At 64.1% G+C, this 23,923-nt stretch carries 21 protein-coding genes; 11 read left to right on the top strand and 10 right to left on the bottom strand.

Features of this window, described 5'->3' with window-relative positions:
- Positions 1-48: 48 nt before the first annotated feature.
- Entirely contained in the window at positions 49-855 is an 807-nt protein-coding gene (gene coxB, locus NF876_RS18605; protein WP_262270152.1) for a cytochrome c oxidase subunit II, read from the bottom strand.
- A gap of 602 nt (positions 856-1,457) precedes the next feature.
- Between coxB and NF876_RS18600 the strand changes: the two genes are divergently transcribed.
- Together NF876_RS18600 and NF876_RS18595 are read left to right on the top strand one after the other, a co-directional pair.
- Positions 1,458-3,452, top strand: a complete 1,995-nt coding sequence (locus NF876_RS18600; protein ID WP_262270151.1) for an autotransporter assembly complex protein TamA — start codon at positions 1,458-1,460, stop codon at positions 3,450-3,452.
- Positions 3,452-7,753, top strand: a complete 4,302-nt coding sequence (locus tag NF876_RS18595; protein ID WP_262270150.1) for a translocation/assembly module TamB domain-containing protein — start codon at positions 3,452-3,454, stop codon at positions 7,751-7,753. The genes NF876_RS18600 and NF876_RS18595 overlap by 1 nt, the downstream gene beginning before the upstream one ends.
- Before the next feature lie 44 nt (positions 7,754-7,797).
- On the opposite strand, the gene NF876_RS18590 is transcribed toward NF876_RS18595, so the two are convergent.
- Positions 7,798-8,799 carry a Bug family tripartite tricarboxylate transporter substrate binding protein gene (locus tag NF876_RS18590; RefSeq protein WP_262270149.1) on the bottom strand — a complete coding sequence of 334 codons (1,002 nt, stop codon included), beginning with the start codon at positions 8,797-8,799 and terminating at the stop codon, positions 7,798-7,800.
- A 124-nt stretch (positions 8,800-8,923) separates the two neighbouring features.
- Positions 8,924-9,604, bottom strand: a complete 681-nt coding sequence (locus tag NF876_RS18585) for a GntR family transcriptional regulator (protein WP_262270148.1) — start codon at positions 9,602-9,604, stop codon at positions 8,924-8,926.
- A gap of 192 nt (positions 9,605-9,796) precedes the next feature.
- Between NF876_RS18585 and NF876_RS18580 the strand changes: the two genes are divergently transcribed.
- The 7 genes from NF876_RS18580 to NF876_RS18550 all read left to right on the top strand — a co-directional run bounded on the left by NF876_RS18580 (position 9,797) and on the right by NF876_RS18550 (position 15,581).
- Positions 9,797-10,777 carry a TRAP transporter substrate-binding protein gene (locus NF876_RS18580; RefSeq protein ID WP_262270147.1) on the top strand — a complete coding sequence of 327 codons (981 nt, stop codon included), beginning with the start codon at positions 9,797-9,799 and terminating at the stop codon, positions 10,775-10,777.
- A 205-nt stretch (positions 10,778-10,982) separates the two neighbouring features.
- On the top strand, positions 10,983-11,522 hold the full coding sequence (locus NF876_RS18575; protein WP_262270146.1) for a TRAP transporter small permease: 540 nt from the start codon (positions 10,983-10,985) through the stop codon (positions 11,520-11,522).
- A gap of 4 nt (positions 11,523-11,526) precedes the next feature.
- The gene (locus NF876_RS18570) at positions 11,527-12,807 is read left to right on the top strand and encodes a TRAP transporter large permease (protein ID WP_262270145.1); all 1,281 of its coding nucleotides are present in this window, start codon (positions 11,527-11,529) and stop codon (positions 12,805-12,807) included.
- A 115-nt stretch (positions 12,808-12,922) separates the two neighbouring features.
- A complete protein-coding gene (gene kduI / locus NF876_RS18565) occupies positions 12,923-13,759 on the top strand; it encodes a 5-dehydro-4-deoxy-D-glucuronate isomerase (RefSeq protein ID WP_262270144.1) in 837 nt (278 codons plus the stop codon).
- Positions 13,756-14,514, top strand: a complete 759-nt coding sequence (gene kduD, locus NF876_RS18560) for a 2-dehydro-3-deoxy-D-gluconate 5-dehydrogenase KduD (RefSeq protein ID WP_262270143.1) — start codon at positions 13,756-13,758, stop codon at positions 14,512-14,514. Before kduI ends, kduD begins: the two co-directional genes overlap by 4 nt.
- A gap of 18 nt (positions 14,515-14,532) precedes the next feature.
- Positions 14,533-14,871: a cupin domain-containing protein gene (locus tag NF876_RS18555; RefSeq protein WP_262270142.1), complete on the top strand. Its 339-nt coding sequence runs from the start codon at positions 14,533-14,535 to the stop codon at positions 14,869-14,871.
- Between the two features lie 416 nt (positions 14,872-15,287).
- Positions 15,288-15,581 carry a hypothetical protein gene (locus NF876_RS18550; protein WP_262270141.1) on the top strand — a complete coding sequence of 98 codons (294 nt, stop codon included), beginning with the start codon at positions 15,288-15,290 and terminating at the stop codon, positions 15,579-15,581.
- Positions 15,582-15,749: 168 nt separating this feature from the next.
- Here the strand turns inward: NF876_RS18550 and NF876_RS18545 are convergent, their stop codons facing one another.
- Positions 15,750-16,352: a TetR/AcrR family transcriptional regulator gene (locus tag NF876_RS18545; protein WP_262270140.1), complete on the bottom strand. Its 603-nt coding sequence runs from the start codon at positions 16,350-16,352 to the stop codon at positions 15,750-15,752.
- A gap of 90 nt (positions 16,353-16,442) precedes the next feature.
- Here NF876_RS18545 and NF876_RS18540 point away from each other — a divergent pair, with 90 nt between their 5' ends.
- A complete protein-coding gene (locus NF876_RS18540) occupies positions 16,443-17,027 on the top strand; it encodes an isochorismatase family protein (RefSeq protein ID WP_262270139.1) in 585 nt (194 codons plus the stop codon).
- A gap of 404 nt (positions 17,028-17,431) precedes the next feature.
- Here the strand turns inward: NF876_RS18540 and NF876_RS18535 are convergent, their stop codons facing one another.
- The 5 genes from NF876_RS18535 to NF876_RS18515 form a co-directional block, all read right to left on the bottom strand.
- Positions 17,432-18,241: an MIP/aquaporin family protein gene (locus tag NF876_RS18535; protein WP_262270138.1), complete on the bottom strand. Its 810-nt coding sequence runs from the start codon at positions 18,239-18,241 to the stop codon at positions 17,432-17,434.
- Complete coding sequence (locus NF876_RS18530) at positions 18,231-19,547, bottom strand: family 1 glycosylhydrolase (protein ID WP_262270137.1); 1,317 nt, start codon at positions 19,545-19,547, stop codon at positions 18,231-18,233. The genes NF876_RS18535 and NF876_RS18530 overlap by 11 nt, the downstream gene beginning before the upstream one ends.
- A gap of 148 nt (positions 19,548-19,695) precedes the next feature.
- The gene (locus tag NF876_RS18525; protein ID WP_262270136.1) at positions 19,696-20,484 is read right to left on the bottom strand and encodes an alpha/beta fold hydrolase; all 789 of its coding nucleotides are present in this window, start codon (positions 20,482-20,484) and stop codon (positions 19,696-19,698) included.
- Between the two features lie 192 nt (positions 20,485-20,676).
- Positions 20,677-20,910, bottom strand: a complete 234-nt coding sequence (locus tag NF876_RS18520) for a hypothetical protein (protein ID WP_262270135.1) — start codon at positions 20,908-20,910, stop codon at positions 20,677-20,679.
- A gap of 89 nt (positions 20,911-20,999) precedes the next feature.
- A complete protein-coding gene (locus NF876_RS18515; protein ID WP_262270134.1) occupies positions 21,000-21,617 on the bottom strand; it encodes a hypothetical protein in 618 nt (205 codons plus the stop codon).
- A 459-nt stretch (positions 21,618-22,076) separates the two neighbouring features.
- Between NF876_RS18515 and NF876_RS18510 the strand changes: the two genes are divergently transcribed.
- Complete coding sequence (locus NF876_RS18510; protein WP_262270133.1) at positions 22,077-22,421, top strand: sigma factor; 345 nt, start codon at positions 22,077-22,079, stop codon at positions 22,419-22,421.
- Positions 22,422-22,890: 469 nt separating this feature from the next.
- On the opposite strand, the gene NF876_RS18505 is transcribed toward NF876_RS18510, so the two are convergent.
- A complete protein-coding gene (locus NF876_RS18505; RefSeq protein WP_262270132.1) occupies positions 22,891-23,442 on the bottom strand; it encodes a hypothetical protein in 552 nt (183 codons plus the stop codon).
- Positions 23,443-23,923 lie beyond the last annotated feature (481 nt).

Raw genomic sequence — 23,923 nt, 5'->3', positions numbered from 1 at the left:
CTCGATCAGTACCGTTCCTTCTCCCCGTGACGAGGCGCGGCCGCCTCGTCAGTTGGCCGCGGGAACGAGGCGCGCGAAGTTTCGCGACGCCTGATCCTGCAACCATGCCTGATAATCGCTTGCTTCCTGAACGATCACCTTTCCGCGCATCTGCGGGTGTCCGACGCCGCAGAGTTCCGCGCAGAGGATCTCGTATTCCCCGGTTCGCGTCGGCGTGAACCAGATGTAGGAAATCTGGCCCGGCACCATATCCATCTTCGCGCGGAACTCCGGCACATAGAAGTCGTGAAGGACGTCCGCGGAGCGCAGAAGCGCCTTCACCGGCTTGCCCACCGGCAGATGCAGCTCGCCGCCTTCGATGACGACGTCGTCGTGCGATTTGGGATCGTCCTTGTTCAGCCCCAGCGGGTTGTCCGGGCTGATGAGGCGCGTGTCCGAGGTGCCGAGGCGGCCATCCGCACCCGGCAGGCGGAAGCTCCACTGCCATTGCTGGCCGAAGACCTCGATGTCGGTCGCGTCGTCCGGAACGGTGATGAACTGCCTCCAGACGAACAGGCCCGGCGCCAGCATGGCGGCCACGCCGAGCCCGGTCACAATGGTCAGCCACCATTCGAGACGCTTGTTCTCGGGCTCGTAATGCGCCTGCCGGTCGCTCTGATGGCGAAACCGGTAGATGCAATAGGCCATGAACAGGACAACGGCGACGAAGACCGCTCCGGTGATCCAGAAGGTGATGATGATCGTGCTGTCGATGTAGCGCCAGTTCGAAGCGATCGGCGTCCACCACCAGGGGCTGACGAGGTGGAATACAACCGACCCGATGGCTACCAGAACCAGTATGAGCGCTACGGCCATTCTTCACCCATCCTTGCCGTAAGAGGCCTCGGATCTGAAGCAGAAGGCAATAACTTCGCGACGCGATTACATGGATTTTGGTCGGAAAACTCCACAAGAGAATTCAACCGAAACAAAACCGTAAGCAAAGCCGGCTGTAGGCGAGCTGCTCTACATCTGAGCAACTTGATGTTAGCCAGCAGCTCCGTCAAAAAGTTACACCGGGTCATCCGCCGGGTCAATGAGCCTTGGCTATCGCTCCACAGTACAGGATAGAATTACGCGATTTTCCCGGTGGTCGACGAACAGTTCTCATTTTTGCCACATTCGGCGCAATCGCACGATGCGAAGGTGAACCGGCTTCCGGTCAGCCACGAATGTTGTCGGCCGACAGGCGAAGGACCATTCGAGCCCGAGCCATCTCGGATAACCCGCATCTTCTATTGAAAGTATATTTTCCTCGATGGCGCCTGTGACCTTTCCTCAACTATCATTCCAAAATCGGAACGTCAGGGTTTTGCCGTTGGGGAAACTGTGATTAGGTGCCTCCCGGTCAACTAGGCAGATCGGGACCGTACGCCGAACTGGGCGCGATGGGCTGGTGGACCGGGAAGAGATCCGAGTTGGCCAGGGAGATCGTGCCTCAATTGCGGTGGCTGAGTAACAAACGACGGATCGTAGTCCCCGTTCTCGTAGGCGTCCTGTCCAGCAGCCTGCCGATCGCGCCTGCCTTCGCTCTTGATCTCTTCGGATGGTTCCGCGGAACGAGCGACGCGCCGCCCCCGCCGAGCCCACAGGCCCTGCCTTACTCCCTCGATATCGTCGTGGGCGGCGACAACAGCGACCTGAAGCAGACGCTGAAGGACGCCTCGACCCTTCAGAGCCTGCAATCGGATCCCCCGCCCGATGCCGCTGCGCTGGTCAGCCGCGCCGAGGCCGATCTGCCCCGACTGATCGATGCGCTCTGGGGGGCCGGGTATTACAATGCCCGCGTTACGATCAACGTGGCCGGGGTTCCGCTGATGCTGCAGGCTTCCCGGACGGATGCGGCGACCCGGGCGGCTTCGGGCTATCTCGCGCGTGCGCTCGTGCCGGTCCATATCGTGGCCGATCCGGGGCCGCAATTCGCCCTGAGGGAAGTCGCTGTCGTGGACGCAAGGACGGGACGTCCCTTCCCGCCGAGCGAGCTTCCGCCCAGGGTCGTGCAGATCAAGCCGGGAGACCCGGCGCGCTCCGCCGACATCGTTGCCGCCGAAGCACGGATCGTCGATCATTTCCGCGCCCAGTCGCGTCCCTTCGCCAAGATCCAGCGGCAGGATCCCGTGGTGATCCATCCGGCCGCGGCCATGGATGTGACCCTCGCGGTCGAGCCCGGTCCCCGCGCCGGGATCGGGGAAATTTCGATCAGCGGAGCGGAGAATGTCGATCCCGCGGTGGTTCGCTCCTTTATCTACACGGAGCCCGGTGATCCGTACTCGCCCGCGGAACTCGCATCCATGCGCAAGTCGATCTCCCAGATCGAGGCCCTGTCGTCGGTGCGCATCCGCGAGGGCACGACCCTCGACGCCTATGGCAACCTGCCTCTCTTCGTGGAACTGACCGAGCGCCCGCTGCGGGTCATCGGGGCATCGGTTCAGTATTCGACCACGGACGGACCTGCGGTCCGGGCCTATTGGGCGCATCGCAACCTGTTCGGCGGCGCCGAGCGGTTGCGGCTGGAGGGCAGCATCTTCTATCTCACCGAGGACGGGGGCGATCCGAACCGGAACCAGGATTTCACCTGGGACAACCTCGGGGGACGGTTCCGCGCGAGCTTCCTCAAGCCCGCCCTCTGGGGGACACGCAACGACTGGCTGGTCGACGGCCTCGTCGAGCGGGACAGGACGGAGGGCTATACGAGCCGCCTCGTGAATGCGAGCACCGGCATCCGCCACCGCTTCAGCGACACCTTCTCGATCCAGGGCGGAATCGAATACGAGAAGGGGCAGGCCACCGACGTCCTCGGACAGATCGACTACACCCTGGTCGGCTTTCCGTTGTCCGTCAGCTACGATTCGACCGACAACCTCCTCAATCCCACCCGGGGCATGCGGGTGCTCGCCTCGGTCGCGCCGTACCCGGAATTCCTCGGCTCCACGGTGCCGATCACCATCGCGAAGGGAACGGCCTCGGCGTATTTCTCTCTCGACGAAGAGGCCCGCTACATCCTCGCCGGCCGGATCGGCCTGGGCTCGATCGTCGGCGCGGATCTCGACGAGATCCCGGCCAACCGGCGCTTCTACGCCGGCGGCGGCGGTTCGGTGCGTGGCTACCGCTACCGCACTCTCGGTCCGACCTATCTCGGGGAGCCGATCGGCGGCCGCAGCCTCCTCGAGGCCTCGCTCGAGGCCCGCATCAAGATCACCGATACCATCGGCATCGTTCCTTTCGTGGATGCCGGCACGGCCTTCGAGTCGAGCTTCCCGGACTTCGACGAGACCATCCGTGTCGCGGCGGGCCTGGGCCTGCGCTACTATACGGCCATCGGCCCCATCCGCCTGGATGTCGCGATCCCGGTCAATCCGGGGCCTGGCGATCCGTCCTATGCCATCTATGTCGGAATCGGGCAGGCCTTCTGATGATCAAGCCAATCCGCTCCCTCGCTCTCCTGTCGATCGTCGCCGCGCTCACCTTCGTGGCCTTCTGGCTGATCGGAGGACGCCCCAGCCAGGCTCAGAGCGACCAGGGCGTTCTGGCCAACCTGATTTCACGTCTTCTGTCGACGCCGACCACACGGGTCACCATCGGCAGCATCGAGGGCGCGCTCTCGTCGAACGCGGTCATCCGCGACGTGCGCATTGCCGATCGGGATGGCGTGTGGCTGAACCTCGATCGTGCCCGCCTCGTCTGGAGCCGCACGGCCCTCCTGACCGGGCGCCTCCAGGTCGACGAGCTGAGCATCGACCGTCTTCAGATCGCGCGCAGACCGCTGCCGGCCGAGGAGGATGCTCCCGTTTCCGACGAGCCGATCCTGCCCGACTTGCCCGTGCGGGTGATCGTGGATCGTTTCGCTCTCCAGGAACTCAGCCTCGGCCAGCCGGTGCTCGGCACGCAGGCGAGGCTCTCGGCGGCGGGCTCCGCCCAGCTCGGAAACCCTTCCGAGGGACTCGACCTGACCTTCGAGGCGCAGCGCCTCGATGCGCCCGGTCGCCTGTCGATCGATCTCACCTACGTGCCGCAGACGAATCGACTGGCTCTGAATCTCATGCATCAGGAACCGGCCGGCGGTATCGCCGCCCGGCTGATGGATCTGCCGGGACTGCCACCCGTCGATCTGAAGCTCGCCGGGCAGGGGCCCTTGAGCGACTTCGCCGCCCGGCTCGATTTCTCCGCCGGGCCGACGATCGGTGCCGCCGGGACCGCGACCGTCAGACGGACAAACGCGGCTTACGACGCGAACCTGGATCTCGCGGCCCGCATCGAGGGCTTGCTGCCGGCACCGGCCGCTCCGGTCTTCAGCGGCACCACCCAGGTGGTCGGCAACGTCACGGTCGGTGACGACGGCAGCGTGCGGTTCCAGCCGGTCCGCATCACGTCGAATGTCGCCCGGTTCGACATGACCGGAACGGTCAGCTCCGGTCAGGTTCTCGATCTGACCCTCAACGCCCGTGCCCTGCCGACCGACGGCACGAAGACCCGCGCCGGAGAGGCGGAAATCGCCCGGCTCAACTTCGACGGCACGGTGCAGGGGCCGTTGACGGCTCCCCGCATCAACGGCTCGCTCGACGCCGCCGAGATCCGCCTGCCGGAAGGCGCGCTCGACACGCTGACCGCCCGTATCGCGATGAACCCGGTGGAAGGCGTCTCGCCGCCCGACCGGTTCTCCTTCGCCATCGACGCCAACGCGGCGGGGATCCGGCCGGTCGACCGGGCGCTCGCCCGCGCGGTGGGGCCGACGCTTTCGGTCACCTCGCGCGGTTCCTTCGGTCTGGACGGGGTTGCCGATGTGGAGACGGCGCGCATCGAGACATCCACGGCCCAGGCCGGATTCTCCGGACGGGTCGGGAGCACGGTTCTCGACGGCAAGGTCGATGCCCGAATTCCGGCCCTGTCTTCCTTCTCGGGCCTCGCGGGCCGGCCCCTCCAGGGATCGGCCACGCTGACCGCGCAGTTGTCCGGCAACCCGCGCCGCTACGACATGGCAGCCGTCGTCGATGCGCGTTTACGGGAGCTTTCGACTGGCGTTCCGTCGGTCGACGGTCTTCTCGGGCGGACAGTCACGGCTGCCGGCACGGTGCGGCGCATCCCCAACGGCTTCGGCTTCGAGAACCTCCGGCTCGACGGGGCGCATCTCGACGCCAGGATCGATGGGCGCGCCACCCAGTCGGCGGCCGACCTGGGTTTGGACGTGACCATCGACGAGCTCAAGCAGGTGGATCCGCGGATCACCGCCGGCCGGGCCAACGTCATGGCTCGTCTCGCAGGCTCCCTTGAGCGGCCAGACGTGAAAGGGGTCGCGACCTTCACTGACATACGGGCCCTCAACCGGTCCGTGCCGAGCCTCGCCGTCAGCCTCGACGCCAAGGATGTGACGGGCGCCCTGGACGCGGCGCTCACGCTGGATGGACAGGTGGACGGAAAGCCCGCGACGGGCTCCCTGCATCTCACAAGGCCACAGGCCGGCGGATGGCTTCTCGACCGGCTCGACATCGACATCGGCTCCGTGGCGCTGAACGGAAATCTCACCCTGAGTGCCGGCAATCTGGCGCAGGGCGAAATCAGGCTGTCCGGAAGCAACTTCGACGATCTCTCGCCGCTCGTGCTGACCAAGCTCGATGGCGCCCTCGATGCCGTGGTCTCGCTCAACGTCGGCAACGGCGGTCAGAACGCTCAAGTGACCGCGCGGGGCGCGCGCTTCGCCGTGGCGGACGTATCGGTGCGGGACTTCGATGCCAGGCTCACCCTCCAGGATCTCTATCGCCGTCCGGTGATCGACGGGACGGTGTCCGCCGAGGCTCTGACGGCGGGCGGACAGACCTACCGGACCGTGCGCTTCGTGGCGAACGGCACGCCGCAGGCCTCGCAGTTCACGGCATCGGCCGTGGGCCAAGGGTTCGATCTCGACACGCAGGGCCGTCTCGTCCCCGGCGACGCGACACGGATCGAGCTGGCGAGCTTCAGCGCCCGTCGCGGCGGCCGGCGCCTGGCCCTGGCGCAGCCGGCCGCCATCACGCTTCAGAACGGCGCCGTCACCCTGTCCAACCTGGTGATCGCGGCGGATCAGGGCCGGGTCACCGTGAACGGCACGGTGGCGGACAGGCTGGATCTGACGGTCGACGTCCGCAGCCTGCCGCTTCAGGTCGCCGATATCGTGGTGCCCAATCTCGGCCTCGCCGGCACGGTCAACGGCAATGCGTCCATTGGCGGGACGGTGGCAAGTCCGACCGGAACCTACCGGGTCAATGTGTCAGGTCTCGCCACGGCCGAGACCCGCCGGGCCGGCCTGCCGGCGCTCACCATCGACGCACAGGGGCGGCTCGCCGACCAGCGCGCCGGTCTCGACGCGAGGATCGCCATCGGCCGAGGCGGAACCCTGCAGGTCTCGGGCAGCGTGCCCCTGAGCCCGTCCGAGGAGCTTGCGCTGAGGGTGTCGGGACGCACCGATCTCGCCATCGCGAACTCCTTCCTGTCCGCATCCGGTCAGCGGCTGACGGGAGCTGCCAATCTCGACCTGTCGATTGCCGGCGCGCTCTCGAACCCGCGGATCGAGGGCAGCGTCACGCTGGCCAACGGCAGCTTCGTCGACGCCCTCCAGGGCATCCAGCTCAACGGCATCGCCGGGCGCTTCGTCGCTCGCGGGAAGGTGCTCTCCATCGAGAACCTCACGGCCCAGACGCCGGCCGGCGGATCCCTGGCGGCCCGCGGCCAGGTGACCATGGATCCCGCCGCGGGGCTGCCGGGCGACATCCGCATCACCGGCAACCAGGCCCAGCTCGTCTCCAACGAGACCGTAGAGGCGAGCGCCGACCTGGACCTGACGCTTTCGGGGCCGCTCCTGAGCCGGCCGCGGGCCGCGGGACGGATCAACATCATCTCCATGAACGTCTCCGTGCCCGATCGGCTGCCCACCACCCTGCGACCGCTGCCCGGCACCCGGCACGTGCGCCCGACCCCGACCGCCGCGGCCCGGCTGGCCCTCGCCAAGCGGCGGCAATCGGCGTCCGCGCGCGGCACGCCGTTCCGGGCGGAGCTCGACCTGACGCTGACGGCGCAGAACCGCATCTTCGTGCGCGGACGCGGCATCAATGCCGAACTCGGCGGCGACCTGCGGCTCCAGGGCACGACCCAGGATCCCATCGCCATCGGGGCCTTCGAGCTCCGGCGCGGCCGCTTCGACCTTCTGGGCCAGCGGCTCGATTTCACCCGCGGGCGGCTGGACTTCACCGGCGATCTCACGCCGTCGCTCGATTTCCTGGCCGAGACGCAGGCCGGCGACGTCACCGCGCGCATCGGCGTCACGGGACCGGCCTCGAGCCCCCAATTCACCTTCAGCTCCGAGCCCGATCTGCCGCAGGACGAGGTGCTCTCGCGCATCCTGTTCCAGCGGCCCTCGGGCGGGCTCTCGGCCGGACAGGCCCTGCAGCTCGCACAGGCGGTCGCGCAGCTCTCCGGCGGGTCCGGCAACGACGCGTTCGAGCAGCTGCGCCGGTCGCTCGGGGTCGACAGCCTCGACATCACGGTCGGGGCGGGCGGTGGCCCGGGCGTGGGCGTCTCGCGCTACATCAGCGACAACGTGCGGGTCGGCGTCAGAGCGGGCGCGCAGCCGAACGAGAGCGGCGTGACGGTCGACATCGACCTGACGCGGCGCCTGAAGGCCCAGGGCGAGGTCAACGCCGAAGGCGGCAGCTCCGTCGGGCTGGGCTTCGAGATGGAATATTGAGCCCGTGAGGGAGAGGCGCCGCCGGCGCCTCCCGTTCGCGAGGATCAGTCGACCTTGGCGCCCGAGGTTTTCACCACCTTGGCCCATTTCTCGTGCTCGGACCTCACATAGGCCATGAGCTCGTCCGGGCTCATCGGCCGGATCTCGCCGCCGAGATCGGCGAAGCGCTTCTGCAGCTCCGGCGTCTCCAGGGCCTTGCGGACCTCCTGGTTCAGCTTCGATGTGATCTCGGGCGGCGTGCCCTTCGGGGCGAACAGGGCGAACCAGCTCGAGGCCTCGAAGCCCGGCAGCCCCGCCTCGGCGAGGGTCGGCTTGTCCGGTATGGCGGGCGACCGCTTGGACGAGGTGACCGCCAGCGCCCGCAGGTTGCCGCCGCGGACTTGCTCGATGGAGGAGGGCAGGTTGTCGAACATCACGTCCACCTGGCCGCCGATCAGGTCGTTCACCGCCGGGCCGCTGCCGCGATAGGGAACGTGGGGCATCTCGACCCCGGTCATCTGCTTGAAGAGCTCGCCCGACAGGTGGATGGAGGTGCCGTTGCCCGAGGACGCCATGGTCAGCTTGCGTGGCGCCGCCTTGGCCTCGGCGATGAATTCCTGGACATTCGTCGCCTTCACGGTCTTGGGGCTGACCACCATCAGGTTCGGCACGCCCGCCACATAGGCGACCGGGGCGAAATCCGTGAGGGCGTCATAGGGCATCTTGGCGTAGAGGCTCGGATTGATGGCGTGGGTGCCGACGGTTCCCATCACCAGCGTGTAGCCGTCGGGATCGGCCTTGGCGACCGCATCGGTCCCGATATTGCCGCCCGCGCCGCCCCGGTTCTCGATGACGAATTGCTGCCCGAGGGACTGGGACAGCTTTTCACCGACGATCCGGGCGAAGATGTCCGTGGTGCCGCCTGGCGTGAACGGCACGATCAGGCGCACGGGCCGGGACGGATAGGCGGCCGGCTGGGCGGGCGCGGATCCGGCGGCCAGACAGGCGGAGGCACTCAGGGCAAGGCCGAGCAGAACCCGGCGCGTGGGGCTGGAGGGGAATGGCATTGCGGCTCCCTGGAGATCGAATGTCGTTGGCCGCATGGACATGCCGGTGCGGCACCCGCCATGAGAGCGCAAGGTCCCGGGAGAGGCAACGGCTTTCGCGCCTCCGTGGCGCCGGCGAGGAGGCTCAGGCGCTGAAGAGCTCCGGGTTCTCGGCTTCGACCCGGGGCAGGGCGCGCAGGATCTCGGTGAGATGCCGGCGCATGGCCTCGGCGGCGGCATCCTCGTCGCGGCCGTCGATGGCCGTCACGATGGCGCGGTGCTGGTCGATCAGGGGCAGCATGGCCTCCGGGCTCGGCAGCGTCAGCTGGCACACCCGGTCCATATGGGCCTTGATGTCCTGAACGGCCTCCCAGGCCAGCGGGCAGCCGGCGCCCTCGGCCAGGGCGATGTGGAACAGCTCGTCGTAACGCTGGAAGGCGTCGTGGTCGTTCCGCCGGGCCGCCTGCTCCTGCATCTCGAGAAGGTTCTCGATCCGCTCCCGGCTCTGCGGGTCGAAGGACGAGCAGGCGCGGCGCACGACGGCCGTCTCGATCGCCTCCCGGACGAACCGGGCCTCCATCATCTTGCGCACCGAAATCTTGACGACCGTGGTGCCGCGCTGCGGCTGGATCTCCACCAGCCGGGTGCGCGCCAGGCCGATCAGCGCCTCCCGCACCGGCTGGCGCGACACCCCATGGCGCTCCGCGATGTCCTGCTCGGAAAGACGGCTTCCGGGGGGCAGCTCCAGGGCGATGATCAGGCGGCGCAACTCGCTCTCGATGCGCTGGGCCGCTGAGCCCTGGCCGACGGGAAAAGTCGTGTTCACGGCACTCTCATTCTTTTGGCGGGTTGCGTAACATATAAGTGCATACTACCATACAATCGTCGACCAGGTAAGCCGCGGCAAGCGGCGTCTGGTCTCGTCCCGATGGGTCGCATGGGCCCGGGGCGGAGGACAAGCCGTCCGAATGCTCGGTCCGAAACCATAAAGCATCTGAGGAAGCCTAAGGAGAAGATGATGTTCACCAGAAGAACTCTCGCCGCAACCGCCCTCGGCGTGTGGGCGGCCCTCATGAGCGGCGCGGCCGGTGCCCAGACGACGCTTCGGTCGGCCGACATCCACCCGGACGGATACCCCACGGTCGAAGCCGTGAAGTATTTCGGCTCCCTGCTCGAGAAGAAGACCGGCGGCCGGTACAAGGTGCAGGTGTTCCACTCCGCGCAGCTGGGCCAGGAAAAGGACACGATCGAGCAGACCCGCTTCGGCGTGATCGATCTGAACCGGATCAACATGGGCCCGTTCAACAACCTCATCCCCGAGACGCTGGTGCCGTCGCTGCCCTTCATCTTCCGGTCGGTCGACCATATGCGCAAGACCATGGACGGCCCCGTCGGCGACCAGATCCTGAAAGCCTTCGAGCCCCATGGGCTGGTGGCGCTGGCCTTCTACGATTCGGGCGCCCGGTCCTTCTACAATTCCAAGCGCGCCATCAACACGCCCGCCGACCTCAAGGGCATGAAGGTGCGGGTGATTCAGTCGGACCTCTTCCTCGACATGGTGAACGCCCTCGGCGCCAACGCGACCCCGATGCCTCCGGGAGAGGTCTATTCGGCGCTCCAGACCGGCGTTGTGGACGGGGCCGAGAACAACTGGCCGAGCTACGATTCCTTCCGTCACTTCGAGGTGGCGAAATTCTACTCGCTCACCGAGCACTCCATGTCGCCGGAGGTGCTGGTGATGTCGAAGAAGAGCTTCGACAAGATGTCGCCCGAGGACCAGAAGGCGGTGCGCGAGACGGCCAAGGAATCCGTCGTGAAGATGCGCGAACTGTGGGAGGCCCGCGAGAAGGAGGCCGAGAAGAAGATCCGGGCCAGCGGCAGCCAGATCAACAACGTGGACAAGCAGCCCTTCATCGACGCCATGAAGCCCGTCTACGAGAAATACGCCAAGGACGCGAAGGTGAAGGAGCTCGTCTCCCGCATCCAGGCGATGAACTGACCCGGCCTGCACCTCTGTCGCCTCGGACCGGCTGGCGCATCGTGCGGACGAAAGCGGACCACGGGAGTGAAAAGTGGATCCGTTTTTCCGCCCAGAACGATGCGCCCGTCAGGAATGAGCATCGGTCTCATCCCAGAAGGGCAGCTCCGCTTCTGGGTCAGAGGCTCGAGCCGGTCCGTCTTCGCCTCCATGGAGACTTCACCCGATGCGCGCTGAACTTGCCGCGCTGTCCCGCATCCTCGCCGCCGTGAACCGGGCGGCGCTCTGGATTGCCGGGATCGGCCTCATCCTCATGACCGCCTTCGTCGCCTGGCAGGTGTTCGGCCGCTACGTGCTGAACGAATCGCCGAGCTGGACCGAGCCCGCCTCCCTGCTCCTCATGAGCTGGTTCATCCTTCTCGGCTCCGCCGTAGGCGTACGCGAGGGCAACCATCTCGGCTTCGAGATCGCGTTGCACTACGCCCCTCATGGCCTGCGCCCCATCATGCTCGCCGTCACCGAGGTGCTCGTGATGATCTTCGGCGGCGCCATGGCCTGGTACGGCACGCTGCTGGCGGTCGAGACCTGGTCGGCACTCATGCCGGGCCTGCCCATTCCGCAAGGGTTCGACTATGTGCCGCTTGCGGTCGGCGGCGTTCTGATCGCGCTCTTTTCCCTGGAAAAGCTCGTCCGTCTCCTGCTCGTCGGGGAAGAAGTTCCCCTGGTGCGCGTGGACGAAACCCATCTCGTCGCCGTGAAGGATTGAGTCAATGGAGATCTGGGTTCTCTTCGGCGTCTTCACGCTCCTGCTCATCGTCGGCACCCCGGTGGCGTTCTGCCTCGGCATCGCGTCGCTGGCCACCGTGCTCTACATGCAGCTCCCGCCTGTCGTGGTGTTCCAGCAGCTCAATTCCGGCATGAACGCCTTCGCCATGATGGCGATCCCGTTCTTCATCTATGCGGGCGATCTCATGATGCGCGGCGGCATCGCCGACCGCCTGATCCGTCTGGCGGCGGGCTTCGTAGGCCATCTGCGTGGCGGCCTCGGACAGGTGAACGTGGTGGCCTCGACCATGTTCGGCGGCATCTCGGGTTCGGCCATCGCGGATGCCTCCGCGATCGGCGGCATCATGATCCCGCAGATGGAGAAGCGCGGTTACGCGAAGGATTACAGCGTCAACGTGACAGTGAACGCCGCCATCATCGCGCTGCTCATCCCGCCGTCGCACAACATGATCATCTATTCGATCGCGGCCGGCGGCACGATCTCGGTGGCGGATCTGTTCACGGCCGGCGTGGTGCCGGGCTTCCTTCTGGCCGCCGCCCTGATGATCACCGCCTACGTGGTGGCCGTGCGCCGCGGCTATCCGGCCGACCCGTTCCCGGGCTTCAGGATGCTGGCCTATTTCCTGGTTTCCGCCGTGCCGGGCATCCTTCTGATCTTCATCATCTTCGGCGGCGTCCGCTCAGGGATCTTCACGGCGACGGAGAGCTCGTGCATCGCGGTCGTCTATGCCGTGCTCGTCACGGTCTTCGTCTATCGCGAGATGAACTGGGAGAGTTTCGTCGAGGCTACGCTCGGGGCCGTGCGCACCACCGCCATGGTGCTGCTCGTCATCGGGACGGCGAGCGCCTTCGGCTGGCTCATGGCCTTCCTGCAGGTGCCGCAGGCGACCATCGCGCTCATGAAGACGGTGTCGGACAACCCCATCGTGGTGCTGCTTCTCATCAACGTGATCCTGCTGGTGCTCGGCACCTTCATGGACATGGCCCCGATGATCATCATCTGCACGCCGATCTTCCTGCCGGTGATCAAGGCCTTCGGCATCGATCCGGTGCATTTCGGCGTGATCCTGATCCTTAACGCCGGCATCGGTCTCAACACGCCGCCGGTCGGCTCGGTGCTCTTCGTCGGATGCGCGGTCGGCAAGATCACCATCGGCGAGGCCATGAAGACGATCTGGCCCTTCCTGGGCGCCAGCATCGTCGTGCTGCTGCTCGTCACCTACATCCCCGGCCTGTCGCTCTGGCTCCCGGCCCTGTTCCGCTGATCTCACGCACGAGAGCTGGTTCCCCTTGTGTGACATCAGCTCTCTTCTTTGGTTCGCCGCATCGTTCAACGGCGAACCGGATCCACTTCGCCGAAAATGCACCAAAGAGGTAATGATGACCATCGAAGTCCGGCAGGTATGCCATCCCGAGGCCGTACGCCACTTCAGCTCGGCCGAGCTGCGCCGACATTTCCTCATCGAGACCCTGTTCGTCCCCGGCGCGGTGACGCTGACCTACAGCCATATCGACCGGCTCGTGGTCGGCGGCGCGACGCCCACCGCCGGAGCGATCCGGCTCGGATCGCACAAGCAGATCGGCTCGCCCAACTTCCTGGATCGGCGCGAACTCGGAATCGTCAATCTCGGCGGCGCCGGGCGCGTTCATACCGACGGCGAGACGCACGATCTCGCTCCCCGCGACGCGCTCTATGTCGCCATGGGGACGAAGGACGTCGTCTTCGAGAGCCTCGACGAGGGCGCGCCGGCGAAGTTCTATCTCGTCAGCACGCCGGCCCATTCCCGTTTCGAGACGGTGAAGATCGGTCTCGACCGGGCCCGCCGGGTCGATCTGGGCGACGCCGCGAACGGCAATGTCCGGACGATCTTCCAGATGATCCATCCGGAGGTGTGCCGCTCGGCCCAGCTCGTCCTCGGCATGACCCAGCTGAAGCCCGGCAGCATGTGGAACACCATGCCGGCTCATTGTCATGACCGCCGCTCGGAGGTCTACGTCTATTTCGACATGCAGCCCGACACGCGCGTGTTCCACTTCATGGGCGAGCCCCACGAGACGAAGCATCTCGTGGTGGCCAACGAGCAGGCGATCCTGTCGCCGGGCTGGTCGATCCATTCCGGCGTCGGCACCAGCAACTACACCTTTGTTTGGGCCATGGGCGGCGACAACCAGGACTTCACCGATATGGATATGGTGCCCATGGAGGCGCTGCGGTGACGGCCTCGTTCGATCTGACCGGCCGGACGGCGGTCGTGACCGGAGCCAATACCGGGCTGGGGCAGGCGATCGCCGTGGCGCTGGCGCAGGCCGGGGCCTCCATCGTGGCGGTCGGCCGCTCGGCCATGGACGAGACCGAGCGCCTGTGCCGCGACACCGGCGCCGGCTTCCGTGCCGTCCAGGCGGACCTGTCGAGCCTGGACCCCATCGAGCAGATCGTCGGTGAGGCTGCCTCGCTCGGCAGCCGGATCGATATCCTGGTCAACAATGCCGGCATCATCCGCCGGGCCGATGCCATCGACTTCACGGAGAAGGACTGGGACGACGTGATGAACGTCAACCTCAAGTCCGCGTTCTTCCTGTCGCAGGCGGCCGCCCGCACCATGCTGGCGGACGGGCGCGGCGGCAAGATCATCAACATCGCGTCGCTCCTGTCCTTCCAGGGCGGCATCCGCATCCCGTCCTATACGGCGAGCAAGAGCGGCCTGGCCGGCCTCACGCGGCTTCTTGCCTGCGAGTGGGCCGCCAAGGGCATCAACGTGAACGCCATCGCGCCGGGCTATTTCGTCACCAACAACACCGAGGCACTCCGCCACGATCCGAAGCGAAGCGCCGACATCCTCGGACGGATCCCGGCCGGACGGTGGGGGGATCCGACGGACCTCGCCGGCGCCGCTGTCTTCCTGGCATCGCCCGCATCGGACTATGTCCACGGCATCGTCCTGCCGGTGGACGGCGGCTGGCTGGCGCGCTGACACCATACTGGAGGAACCATGAACCGTATCAACGAGCCTTTCGCCTTCGACAGCACGATCGACTGGGAGCCCGCAGGCGAGGGCATCCGCCGTAAAGTCCTCACCTACAATGCGGAGGTCATGATGGTCCGCGTGGCCTTCCAGGCCGGGGCCGTCGGCACGCCCCACGCGCATCCGCACATCCAGTGCAGCCTCGTCGAGGCGGGCGTCTTCGATGTCACCATCGCGGGCCGGACCGAACGTCTGAAGCAGGGCGACAGCTTCCTCGTGCCGCCGAACGCCGTCCACGGGGCGGTTTCCATCGAGGCCGGCGTGCTTCTCGACGTCTTCACCCCCATGCGCGAGGACTTCGTCTGAAGCATCGGACGTGTCATCAAACCAACGCCCAATGCTTCAAGCTTTTGGATTAAAGCATCTTTTCGCGCAAAACCGGTTCCCACTTTTGCGCCCGATGCTTCAAGCCTTTGCCCTGGAGCATCTCTTCACGCAAAGCCGGTTCCCACTTTTGCGCCCGATGCTCTAGGCCTCGGCCCGGCGTGGACCAATCACCAGATGCGGCGAAACTGACATCAGTCATCGCGAAGGCCTAGCTTCACTTGAACCAACCAGTTTCTATCGGAGTGTGAAGGGTTTCCATCGCTTCCGGCGCAGCTGTTGAGCAAAAGCCGGACACTCTTTCCGCAGCCCATGGATTCCATGGCGCAGAGACGCCCGGCGGGTCATCGAGACGTGGGCGTCATTCCGCCTTCAACAACCTCGGTGCGGAGGCAGAGGTGACAGCAGAGCTCCCGCTGCGCGAAGAGTGCATGCTGGCGCTGCACATGCTTCAGAACAAGCCCACGATTGGTGGAGCGGGATTGCGGACCTTCTTCGGCATTGCAAAGGCGTGGGGTCCGAGCACTGATGAGCAGGTCGCAATCCTCATATATCCTGCGGCGCCATCGAACCGGGAACAAGATCTCAACGACCGCGGGCTCAGAGGCCGATTGTCTGAAAGCCTGGGCATAGCGGATGTTCAGATCATCGCATTCTTGGTTCTAAAGCGGCACATCGCGGAAGGAGACTGAACGTCCGCTCGAGGCGCGAACACCCGACGCTTCTGTGATGTAGGAAATATTCCCGGGTGACCCGAAGCCGACCTTCATCGACGACGTCTTCATGTCTCACACCTGATCTGTGAACTGGAGGGGCCTACAGGGCCAGGTGCAAACAATCATTCAGGAAAGATCCGTCATTCAGCCCACAAGATGCTCCAGGTACCTTCGCAGCACCCTGCGGATATGTTCGATTGCCTGTCGGTCCGCCTCGCGACCACTCGCTTCGAGCGCAACCACCACCTTCATTTGTTGCAGCAGCATGACAGCCAGCCCAGGCATCGCCTCTGGCGGCAACGGTGGCCTCGTCGATGCAAGCGACTGTTCAAGGCTCTCCTCCAGCCTGGTCCGTGAAGCGAGCTTGCGCGATGTCTCAATGTCACGTCTGGCGGCAAGCGTTGGAAACGCTGGGTAACGGGCCAGGAAGCCCGTCAGTGTGTCGAACAGAGCATCTGACATGGCAGCTGGCGTGTGAGCTTCCGTGCTGAGGCCAACTAAGGCTTGATCCAGTTGGTCGAGGTACTCGGCATGAACCTCGGCTGCGATCAGCTTCTTCGTCGGATAATACTGGTACAGCGAGCCGATCGAGGCACCGGCCCGCGCAGCGATCTCCGTCATCGTAGCAGCCTCATACCCGCGCTCAGCAATCACCTGTCCAGCGGCTGCTCGCAGGGCGGCAGCCCGCGCCTTGCCGCGGGCGAAGCGAGGTGTGCGCCCCACATCGGCTCTCGATCCTGTTGACATATGTGAGGATGTCCTCATATCCATAATGTGAAGGATGCCTCATATTCATCATCTTCATCGTCAACCGCAAGCCTTGAAAGGGCTGACCCGATGGCACTTGGCCTCGATCCCCGCGCCACTGCTCTCCTGCTGATCGATCCGCAGAACTGGACCCTGGGCATGCCCATCCAGCCGCACCCCCGTCACGAGCTCGTGCAGCGGGCAGTTGCACTTGCGAAGGCGTTAAGACGTGCCGGCGGCACTGTCATCCTGACGCGGGCTGCGTTCTCAGACGGCTATGCGGACATGGTTCGCACGCCCGTCGATGTCGAGCTGAGGGTGCCTGAAGGTGGGATCCCGGCAGCATCGCTCGCATTCGATGATGCGGTCGAGACGGCTGGCTACGATGTGGCAATCACCAAGCGCCAGTGGAGCGCCTTCTATGGCACCGAACTCGACCTGCAACTGAGACGGCGGAACATCGCGACGGTGCTGATCGGAGGTGTGATGACGAACTTCGGGGTCGAGTCCACGGCGCGAGATGCCTGGCAGCACAACTACAGCACCATCGTGGTCGAAGATCTTTGCTCGAGCCTTGCTGACGATATGCACCGCTTCTCGGTCGAGAAGATCCTGCCGCGCGTGGCACGCGTACGTTCGCTCAACACCGTGCTGGCGAACCTACAAACCGCGTAAACGTTTTGGATTGGTGCCCCTAGCGCCGGTTGGGCACCGGTAGCACCATTGGAAGGTCGCTTCCTGGCGCGGGACCGACCTCAGATGTTCTTCCACGCCGGTGGGATGAGCGGATGCACGCTATTGAGATCGTGGCTGACGCGCCGCACGGCTTTCGGGTCCTGGACCACCGAGATCAAGGGCCAAGAGCGTTGCAAGGGGGACCAGATCGACACCCCTAAAATCCTCCCTGGCGCGTGCTCCATGAACGACCCGACGAGAAATTGAACAGAAACCAGGAAGGTCAGCTCATGGCGCCTCTCGGAAGGGGACCAGTCTGGTCGCGAGAGGAACACCGGACGTTCCCGAAAGTCAGGGGATAGGCAGACGATGACCCGGAGCGGTCTGTTCCTGCCGGAACGCTGTCAAACCTCGATGTTGAAGTGGCACAATCGCGCGACCATGACGCGGGGAAGACGCACAGCCTCAAGGCGCACGAAGCCGGCATATAGGACCGCCCCAAGCGAGGGCCCAACGATGTAGATCCATGGGTCCATCGGGACTCTGGCGATCAGGGCAGGTCCGAATGACCGCGCCGGGTTTGCACTGGCCCCGGAGAGGGGAGCCTCCAGCCACACCAACACCGAGAGCACGACCGGGAGCGCCAACGGCGTGAAACGACGGGTACGAGGATGGGCCGCCATGGTGAAAATCGCCAGGATGAGCAGAAACGTCACTCCTGTCTCTCCGAGGGTCGCGGCCCAGATGGGAACGTCAGTCCCCGGCTGCGTCGCACCAAACGCCACGCTTCGTCCCATGTGACCCCAGCCCAGAAGAGGCCAAGCTCCGGCAGCGCTGCCGGCGAACTGAGCCAAGATGTAAAACACGGCATCGCGCCACGCCAGCTTGCCCTCCAACCAGAACGCGACCGTTACGGCAGGATTGATATGTGCGCCGCTGATGCGTCCGACCGGCGAAACAGCGATCAGCGCGCCGACCGAACCGAACAAGCCGCCGGTCAGAAACAGGCGCCAGCCTTCGCTCGGGATCATCCTTGCCCCCGGACTGCCTTGCCCAAACATGAGAATGACCACCGACACGCCGACCAGAACCAGCAGGGCCGTTCCGATGAACTCTGCCACGTACAGGGCAGGGTGCAGCCGCGCTGGCGGCAGAGGACGGCCGTGCAGAGGCCTGTCCCCGGCCAGAGGCGAAAAGGCCCCTTCAGCCGGCATGGTCCGTCATGGTCGGCGACGCTGGGGCCGCACGACTCAGGCTCCGGGCCGCTTCCTGCTGGAAAACCGCATGCGCGCTCTCAAACTGGCTCGGTTGGATGATCGGAACGGTAAGGCAGACGCTCTGTGTCGGCAGAACTCTACGCCATCTCTGAATCAGGAGCTGGTAGGCTTTGCCGACCGGCCGGATGTTCCGATCCAGATCGTAAAGGCCGAGAGCGTTCACCCGGCCGTTCTCCTCCCGCAGGGCCGTATCCCAGTCGACCTGATCCGTCAGCGAGTACCAAGTGAATCCGACGATCGGAACGCCGCTGTTGCGCACCCGAATGACATTCGCCCATTCCTTCCTGAGCCAGGTCACGGCTTCGTCGCCGTTGGCGCCTTGAGCCAGGTTCGTCTCCGTATGCATGACGGGAAGACGATAGCGCTCGTAATATTGCCGGGTGATCTCCGCATAGCCGAAGATCTCGCCCGCAGCCCATGTGCGTCCGTCGGGAGCGACGCGGTGTTCGTTCGTCACGTAGTAGTCGTTGCCCATGATGCAGTGCTGCCGCAGGCGATGCGTCATGAAGAACTGGTACTCGTCGCGGGCCATGCCGTTGTCGAGGAGAAACTGGTACATCTCGGAATCGACACGGCGGCCGTAATTGAGATCCAACGACAGGAACCGACGCGCATTCATGATCTCTGCGTTGCCGATCGCATCAGGCTCGTCGGCATGGAAATATTCCGATGACTCGCTCTGAATGAAGATCGCGTCAGGGCGGATCTCGAGAATGGCCGCCATCGCCAGAATATTCGCCTTCACGATGTGCTTGAGCGCCGTCACGAAGGCCGTGTCGCTGCTCATCTGCTCGTTCCACCAGCCATAGGCGGCCGAGAAGGTCGCGCAGATGAACATCTCGTTCACGGGCGTGTAGAGTTGCACCCAGGGAAAGCGCTGCGCAAAGGCGCGTGCATAATCCGCGAACAGCGTCGGGAAATCAGGATTCTGGAAGTTGCCGATCCAGTCCGGAACCCCGAAGTGGCAGAGATCGACGATCGGAACGATGTCCATCGTCTTCAAGAGGCCGAAGGTCTGATCCGGGAAGCTCCAATCGTACCGGCCCTGGCTCAACCAGACGCGGTGGATCGGCGGGCCGTAGCGCAGATAGCGGATGTCGAGTTCCTGAAGGAGTTCGAAATCCCTGCGCCAGTGCTTGTAATGGCCGCATTTGTCCATCTCATCGACACGGACGGTGCCGTTCTTGATCGTCGGATAGCTGTTCTCGATGCCGGTTGCGAACATAAACCAGGGCGCTGCCATATCGGGCCTCCAACGGGGCCCACCAGGCACCCTTGAGCAAGGCGGTCGGGCTGATGGCCCGGCCTACACAAATCAACTGGCCTTTGAGGGAAGCATAGGGCGCCGACCAGCCGCAGAAAAGATGCGGAGCGTCTGCCGGCCTATTTTCCTACGACGTGCCTCTCATCGTCGCGGCAGGGCACCGTTCTTTGACGAAAATGCGGATGTTGTCTGCGACTTCCTTTGCAGCCTCGAATGGAAGAAGATGCCCGGCGCCTGCAATTTCGACCCGAGAGGCACCGGCAAGCCGCGGCATGACCTCGGCGGTGATGACGGCAGGCGAGATGACGGGATCCTCGCTCCCGCCCATAACCAGAACCGGGCAGGCCACCCGCTCAGCCTGAGCCGTGATGGTCTCGCGACTGCCCTGCGCGAGCCACCAGTGCCAAGCCTCGGCCGAGGTCATCAGATTGTCCGCTATGCAGATATCGGCCGAGGCCGCAGAGATCGGCCGCCGCGTGATCGTGCGCAGGGTTTGCTCCGCGGAGGCTCGGTCGCCATGGGTCGCCAGCAGTCGCGCACGCTCGCTTTCGGCCATCGGCTCAGGCGAGGGTGGTGAAGGAGCCACAAGGACCACGCCGGCGAGACCCGGAGGTGGATCGGCCGCGCAGGCGAGCGCCAGCTTGCCGCCCATGGAATGGCCGACGATAACATAGGAGCCAAGACGGCGGCCTGCGATGTGCTGCATGATCATTCCACCGACCGCATCCACACTGAAAGCAGGCAGCGGCGGCGAGCGGCCGAAGCCGGGAAGATCGATCTCCAGGCACCTGTATGCGCGCGACAAATCCTCGGCCACATGAGCCCAGGACCGTAGGGAGCCGGCGAAATAGTGCAGAAACACCAAGACCGGCGATCCGGTGCCCTGGTCTTTCTCATGAAGGATGGGCGCGCTCATATTGTCACCGTCAGTCGCTCGAAGCGATCCAGAGCAGACCATGCCTGCGCGGCGGTCTGATAGGTTGGCGATCGGGTCCCATTTAATGCCGAGGATTGACTATCCTACGACGCTCATCGAGCTGCTGGAAGACGATTTCCGCCTCTCCCCCTCCTATAAGAGGATACGACTGAACCTGTGGGCTCCTCATCCTCAGGTCTCGTCTTCTTCCGGCACGGACTCGATTCTCGCAATATTCCAAGCGCGGTGGCCAGCCTGTCGTTCCAGCCCTTCGACCCGTCGAAGCAACTGCGTCGTGAGTGTCGCTTCGCGCCGAAAGCCTTCATCGCCAGGGTCGCCCCCCAGCCGCAGTTGCATGTCACGCATCCTTGCTTCAAGGGCCCTCCTCAGGACGCCCAATTGCTCCTTCTCCAGTTCGAGCAACATAGCAACGACTCCTGCAATGAGCATACATATGCTGCGAGCATCCTCTCGACCCAGGCTGCAACCGTTTGTCGATCAGCTGATAGGTCGCATTATCGCGAGCCTGATCCCTTGCGATGAGGGGGCCTGTTCACGCTTCCGGTGATCGTGACATCATCCGTGTTGGCCGCGAGCTTGCTGCCAGACCTGACCGCATCCGTGTTCCATGCGATGTTTTCTGCTGGAAGCAAATGGGCGACAAGCTTGCGGGTTGCACGGGAAAGGTGCTTGCCTGCCTGGGCTAAGGGTTTGAAGTCCGTGAGATTGTGGGAGCCACCAGGTTTACCGGTGAAGACGCGCAGCCCATCTGGAAACATCACCATGTCACCGGCGCGCAAGGTGCTGTCGGCCAGCAGCATCGGAACAGGATTGGGAATTTCTCCCACCGGTTTTGGCTCGACTGGCTTTTTGATCTCTGGCTGCTCGACAGCAACAGGCTTCAGACGCGGTCGAGCTTTGCGCCGGGGCTGCTCAAGGGCGGGATCAGACTGGTACTCGAAGGGCTGCGGTGCCGGGGCCGGGGCAGCGGGTTGGGTCAGGGCTCGCAGGAAGCCGAAGAGACCTTGAGCTTGCGCGGGGACGCTGCCGATGATGACCGGAAGGATCAGAGCCACCGCCAGAGCGCTGCAAGGCTTTACGGGGGTTACAAGCAGCATTCCGAGCTTTGGCATGTCCACCTCCTATGATGCAGGAAGCAACGTGGCCAAGCTATTCCCGTTCCTACTACTTTGTTGCAACCGAAAAATAAGCATAAGTTAACGAATCCCAAGGAGTCGGCTGGAACGGAAGAGCCAATTGTTGGTTGATTTCCCACCTCAATGAAGGAGAGGGATCAGGTTCGGAATGTCCATGAGCCTTGCAGAGTCCGAGGACTGGCCGGAAGGCCACCTCATCATTATCCCTCATGCATGGCGAGGCGATGGCCTCTGGACCGACATACAGTCGGAGGCGCAGGAGCGGATCGGCGCGACCTTGCGCGAGATGTATGCCGAAGTGCTCCAACGGCCCCTTCCTCCAGGTTTGGAGAGGCTGGTCCACCGGATCGAGGCACGGCCGGAGACGCTCCTGTATGAGTGTTGAGGAACCGCTGCGGGACGAACTCCTCGCCGCCATGCTGAGCCCACGCACCTTTGCCACCTCTCACGAATGACCGAGATCGTGCGGATGATCTGGTTCAGGACACCATCCCGCGCCCTTGGGCCAATGCCGACACATTCAAGCGCGGCGCGGACCTCAATGCATGGCTGTTCACGATCCTGCGCAATCTCTTCCGCTCCGAGTGCCGCAAATACAAGCGGGAGCTGGTAAGACCCAGACGGAGCCCTCGCCGCGCGCCCCAAAAAGCATCCGGACCAACAGAGCCAGCGCGACGTCGAGGACCTTCACTCAGCCTTGGCGACGCGATGGGTTGCAGCACAGGGTCTGAGCCACGAGGAAGCTGGGGCAATGTGCCAAGTGGTGGTCGGCCCGGTTAAAGATCGGGTTGCCAGGGCAAGATCAAAGCTGGCTTGCGCTCTGGGCCTCACGGGTGAGGCCGACCTGTGTCCTGATGATGGGACCAAAGCGGCTCCGGCAGTCAAACGAATAGCGCGCCGTGCGAAAAAGTGGACCCGGTTTTTCGCAGTCGACGGTGCGTCACTCAAGGGGATGAGCATCGGAATCGGATCCAAACGTGGGTCCACTTTTGGATCCGATGCTCTGGCCCTCACAAAAATCTGAAGCGCAGTGTCGAGATGGAAAATGTTCCTGATCACTTGATCCGGGATACCAAGGCGTTGTATGAGAACAAGACAAGAACAAAGATCGTTGAAGTGAGTCGCACGTCCGGAGATGCGAAATGCTCGGTGAAGTGAATTTTCACAGCAGACCACAATGGCGCACATGGGCTGAGTACAGCGTCCTTGCTGCCTCACTCGTCGCGGCTATCACTGTTTTGGCAACGGCTTAGAACGTGAGGGGAGCCTTGGCCCAACGTGCTGCCGGTCGGCCCAAGTTCCCGGCCAAGCGCTGTGCACGATCAATGCGGGTCAAAGCAGCTTCGATCTTCGCGGGGAGTGGCTGGCGGATGATATCGGTGTAGAGGCTACGCAGATCCTCACCAATGGTTCGCAGAAGCTCCTCATCCGACATCATGGAAACCCGTCTTCCACCCTCGACGCTGCTTCCCATTGCCGCCTCCAAATCACCGCACCAGTAGATGTTAACGGGTCGTTGAGGAAGCGTTAACCATATTTTAGAGAGCCTGTGGATAATGGCTAGAACATCGGACCCAAAAGTGAACCCACTTTCGATTCCGATGCTCAACCCCTTGAAGGGCGCACCTTTCGAGACGAAAAGCCGGGTCCACTTTTCCGCACGATGCGCTAGAGCATCGATCCCAAAAGTGGACCCACTTTTGGGATCGATTCCGATGCTCACATCCTTAAGCGGCGCATCGTTCGGAGCGGAAAACCGGGTCCACTTTTCCGCACGATGCGCTAGGCTCACAGGCAGCAAACCGCTTGTTCTCCTTTTGGAGGACGAAGCTCTGACCGCACTCAACATCCAAGATGAGTTACAGGAAGCGGGCTATGGGGTTGCCGGACCCTCCACGTCCTTTGCCGCCGCCCTCGACTGACGTCGTATGGCCACGCCTGACACGGCAATCCTGGATGCCGCTCTGAAGGATGACACCTGCCGCGAGGTTGCCCTGGAGCCAAGGAGCCGCGCGGTCCGGTTCACAATCTCCTCAGGCTATGAGGCTGATCGAGCACCAATGGCTGAGTTCGGCCATAGCACGGAGAACGAGAAGCCCGTTCTCCCCTCAATGCTCGTATCAGTCTGTCGGCAGCAGCTTCTCCTCGGCCGCAACTATTGATCTTCACGCGCCGGGTGTAACATAGGGCAGTGTCAATCATCGTGAGGAGGTTCGCGATGGAAGGCAACGTTTGGCGACCGACGCATTTGACGGCGGAGCAGATGGAGGAGCGTCGCCTGG

Source organism: Microvirga yunnanensis, from assembly GCF_025460875.1.
Note: the sequence above shows the minus strand (reverse complement) of the source record. Positions and strands in the feature narration are given on the sequence as shown.

Coding starts and splice junctions, on each gene's coding strand:
- coxB (WP_262270152.1), bottom strand. CDS start 855: ATGGCCGTAGCGCTCATACTGGTTCTGGTAGCCATCGGGTCGGTTGTA.
- NF876_RS18595 (WP_262270150.1), top strand. CDS start 3,452: ATGATCAAGCCAATCCGCTCCCTCGCTCTCCTGTCGATCGTCGCCGCG.
- NF876_RS18590 (WP_262270149.1), bottom strand. CDS start 8,799: ATGCCATTCCCCTCCAGCCCCACGCGCCGGGTTCTGCTCGGCCTTGCC.
- NF876_RS18580 (WP_262270147.1), top strand. CDS start 9,797: ATGTTCACCAGAAGAACTCTCGCCGCAACCGCCCTCGGCGTGTGGGCG.
- NF876_RS18575 (WP_262270146.1), top strand. CDS start 10,983: ATGCGCGCTGAACTTGCCGCGCTGTCCCGCATCCTCGCCGCCGTGAAC.
- NF876_RS18570 (WP_262270145.1), top strand. CDS start 11,527: ATGGAGATCTGGGTTCTCTTCGGCGTCTTCACGCTCCTGCTCATCGTC.
- kduI (WP_262270144.1), top strand. CDS start 12,923: ATGACCATCGAAGTCCGGCAGGTATGCCATCCCGAGGCCGTACGCCAC.
- NF876_RS18555 (WP_262270142.1), top strand. CDS start 14,533: ATGAACCGTATCAACGAGCCTTTCGCCTTCGACAGCACGATCGACTGG.
- NF876_RS18545 (WP_262270140.1), bottom strand. CDS start 16,352: ATGTCAACAGGATCGAGAGCCGATGTGGGGCGCACACCTCGCTTCGCC.
- NF876_RS18540 (WP_262270139.1), top strand. CDS start 16,443: ATGGCACTTGGCCTCGATCCCCGCGCCACTGCTCTCCTGCTGATCGAT.
- NF876_RS18535 (WP_262270138.1), bottom strand. CDS start 18,241: ATGCCGGCTGAAGGGGCCTTTTCGCCTCTGGCCGGGGACAGGCCTCTG.
- NF876_RS18530 (WP_262270137.1), bottom strand. CDS start 19,547: ATGGCAGCGCCCTGGTTTATGTTCGCAACCGGCATCGAGAACAGCTAT.
- NF876_RS18525 (WP_262270136.1), bottom strand. CDS start 20,484: ATGAGCGCGCCCATCCTTCATGAGAAAGACCAGGGCACCGGATCGCCG.
- NF876_RS18520 (WP_262270135.1), bottom strand. CDS start 20,910: ATGTTGCTCGAACTGGAGAAGGAGCAATTGGGCGTCCTGAGGAGGGCC.
- NF876_RS18515 (WP_262270134.1), bottom strand. CDS start 21,617: ATGCCAAAGCTCGGAATGCTGCTTGTAACCCCCGTAAAGCCTTGCAGC.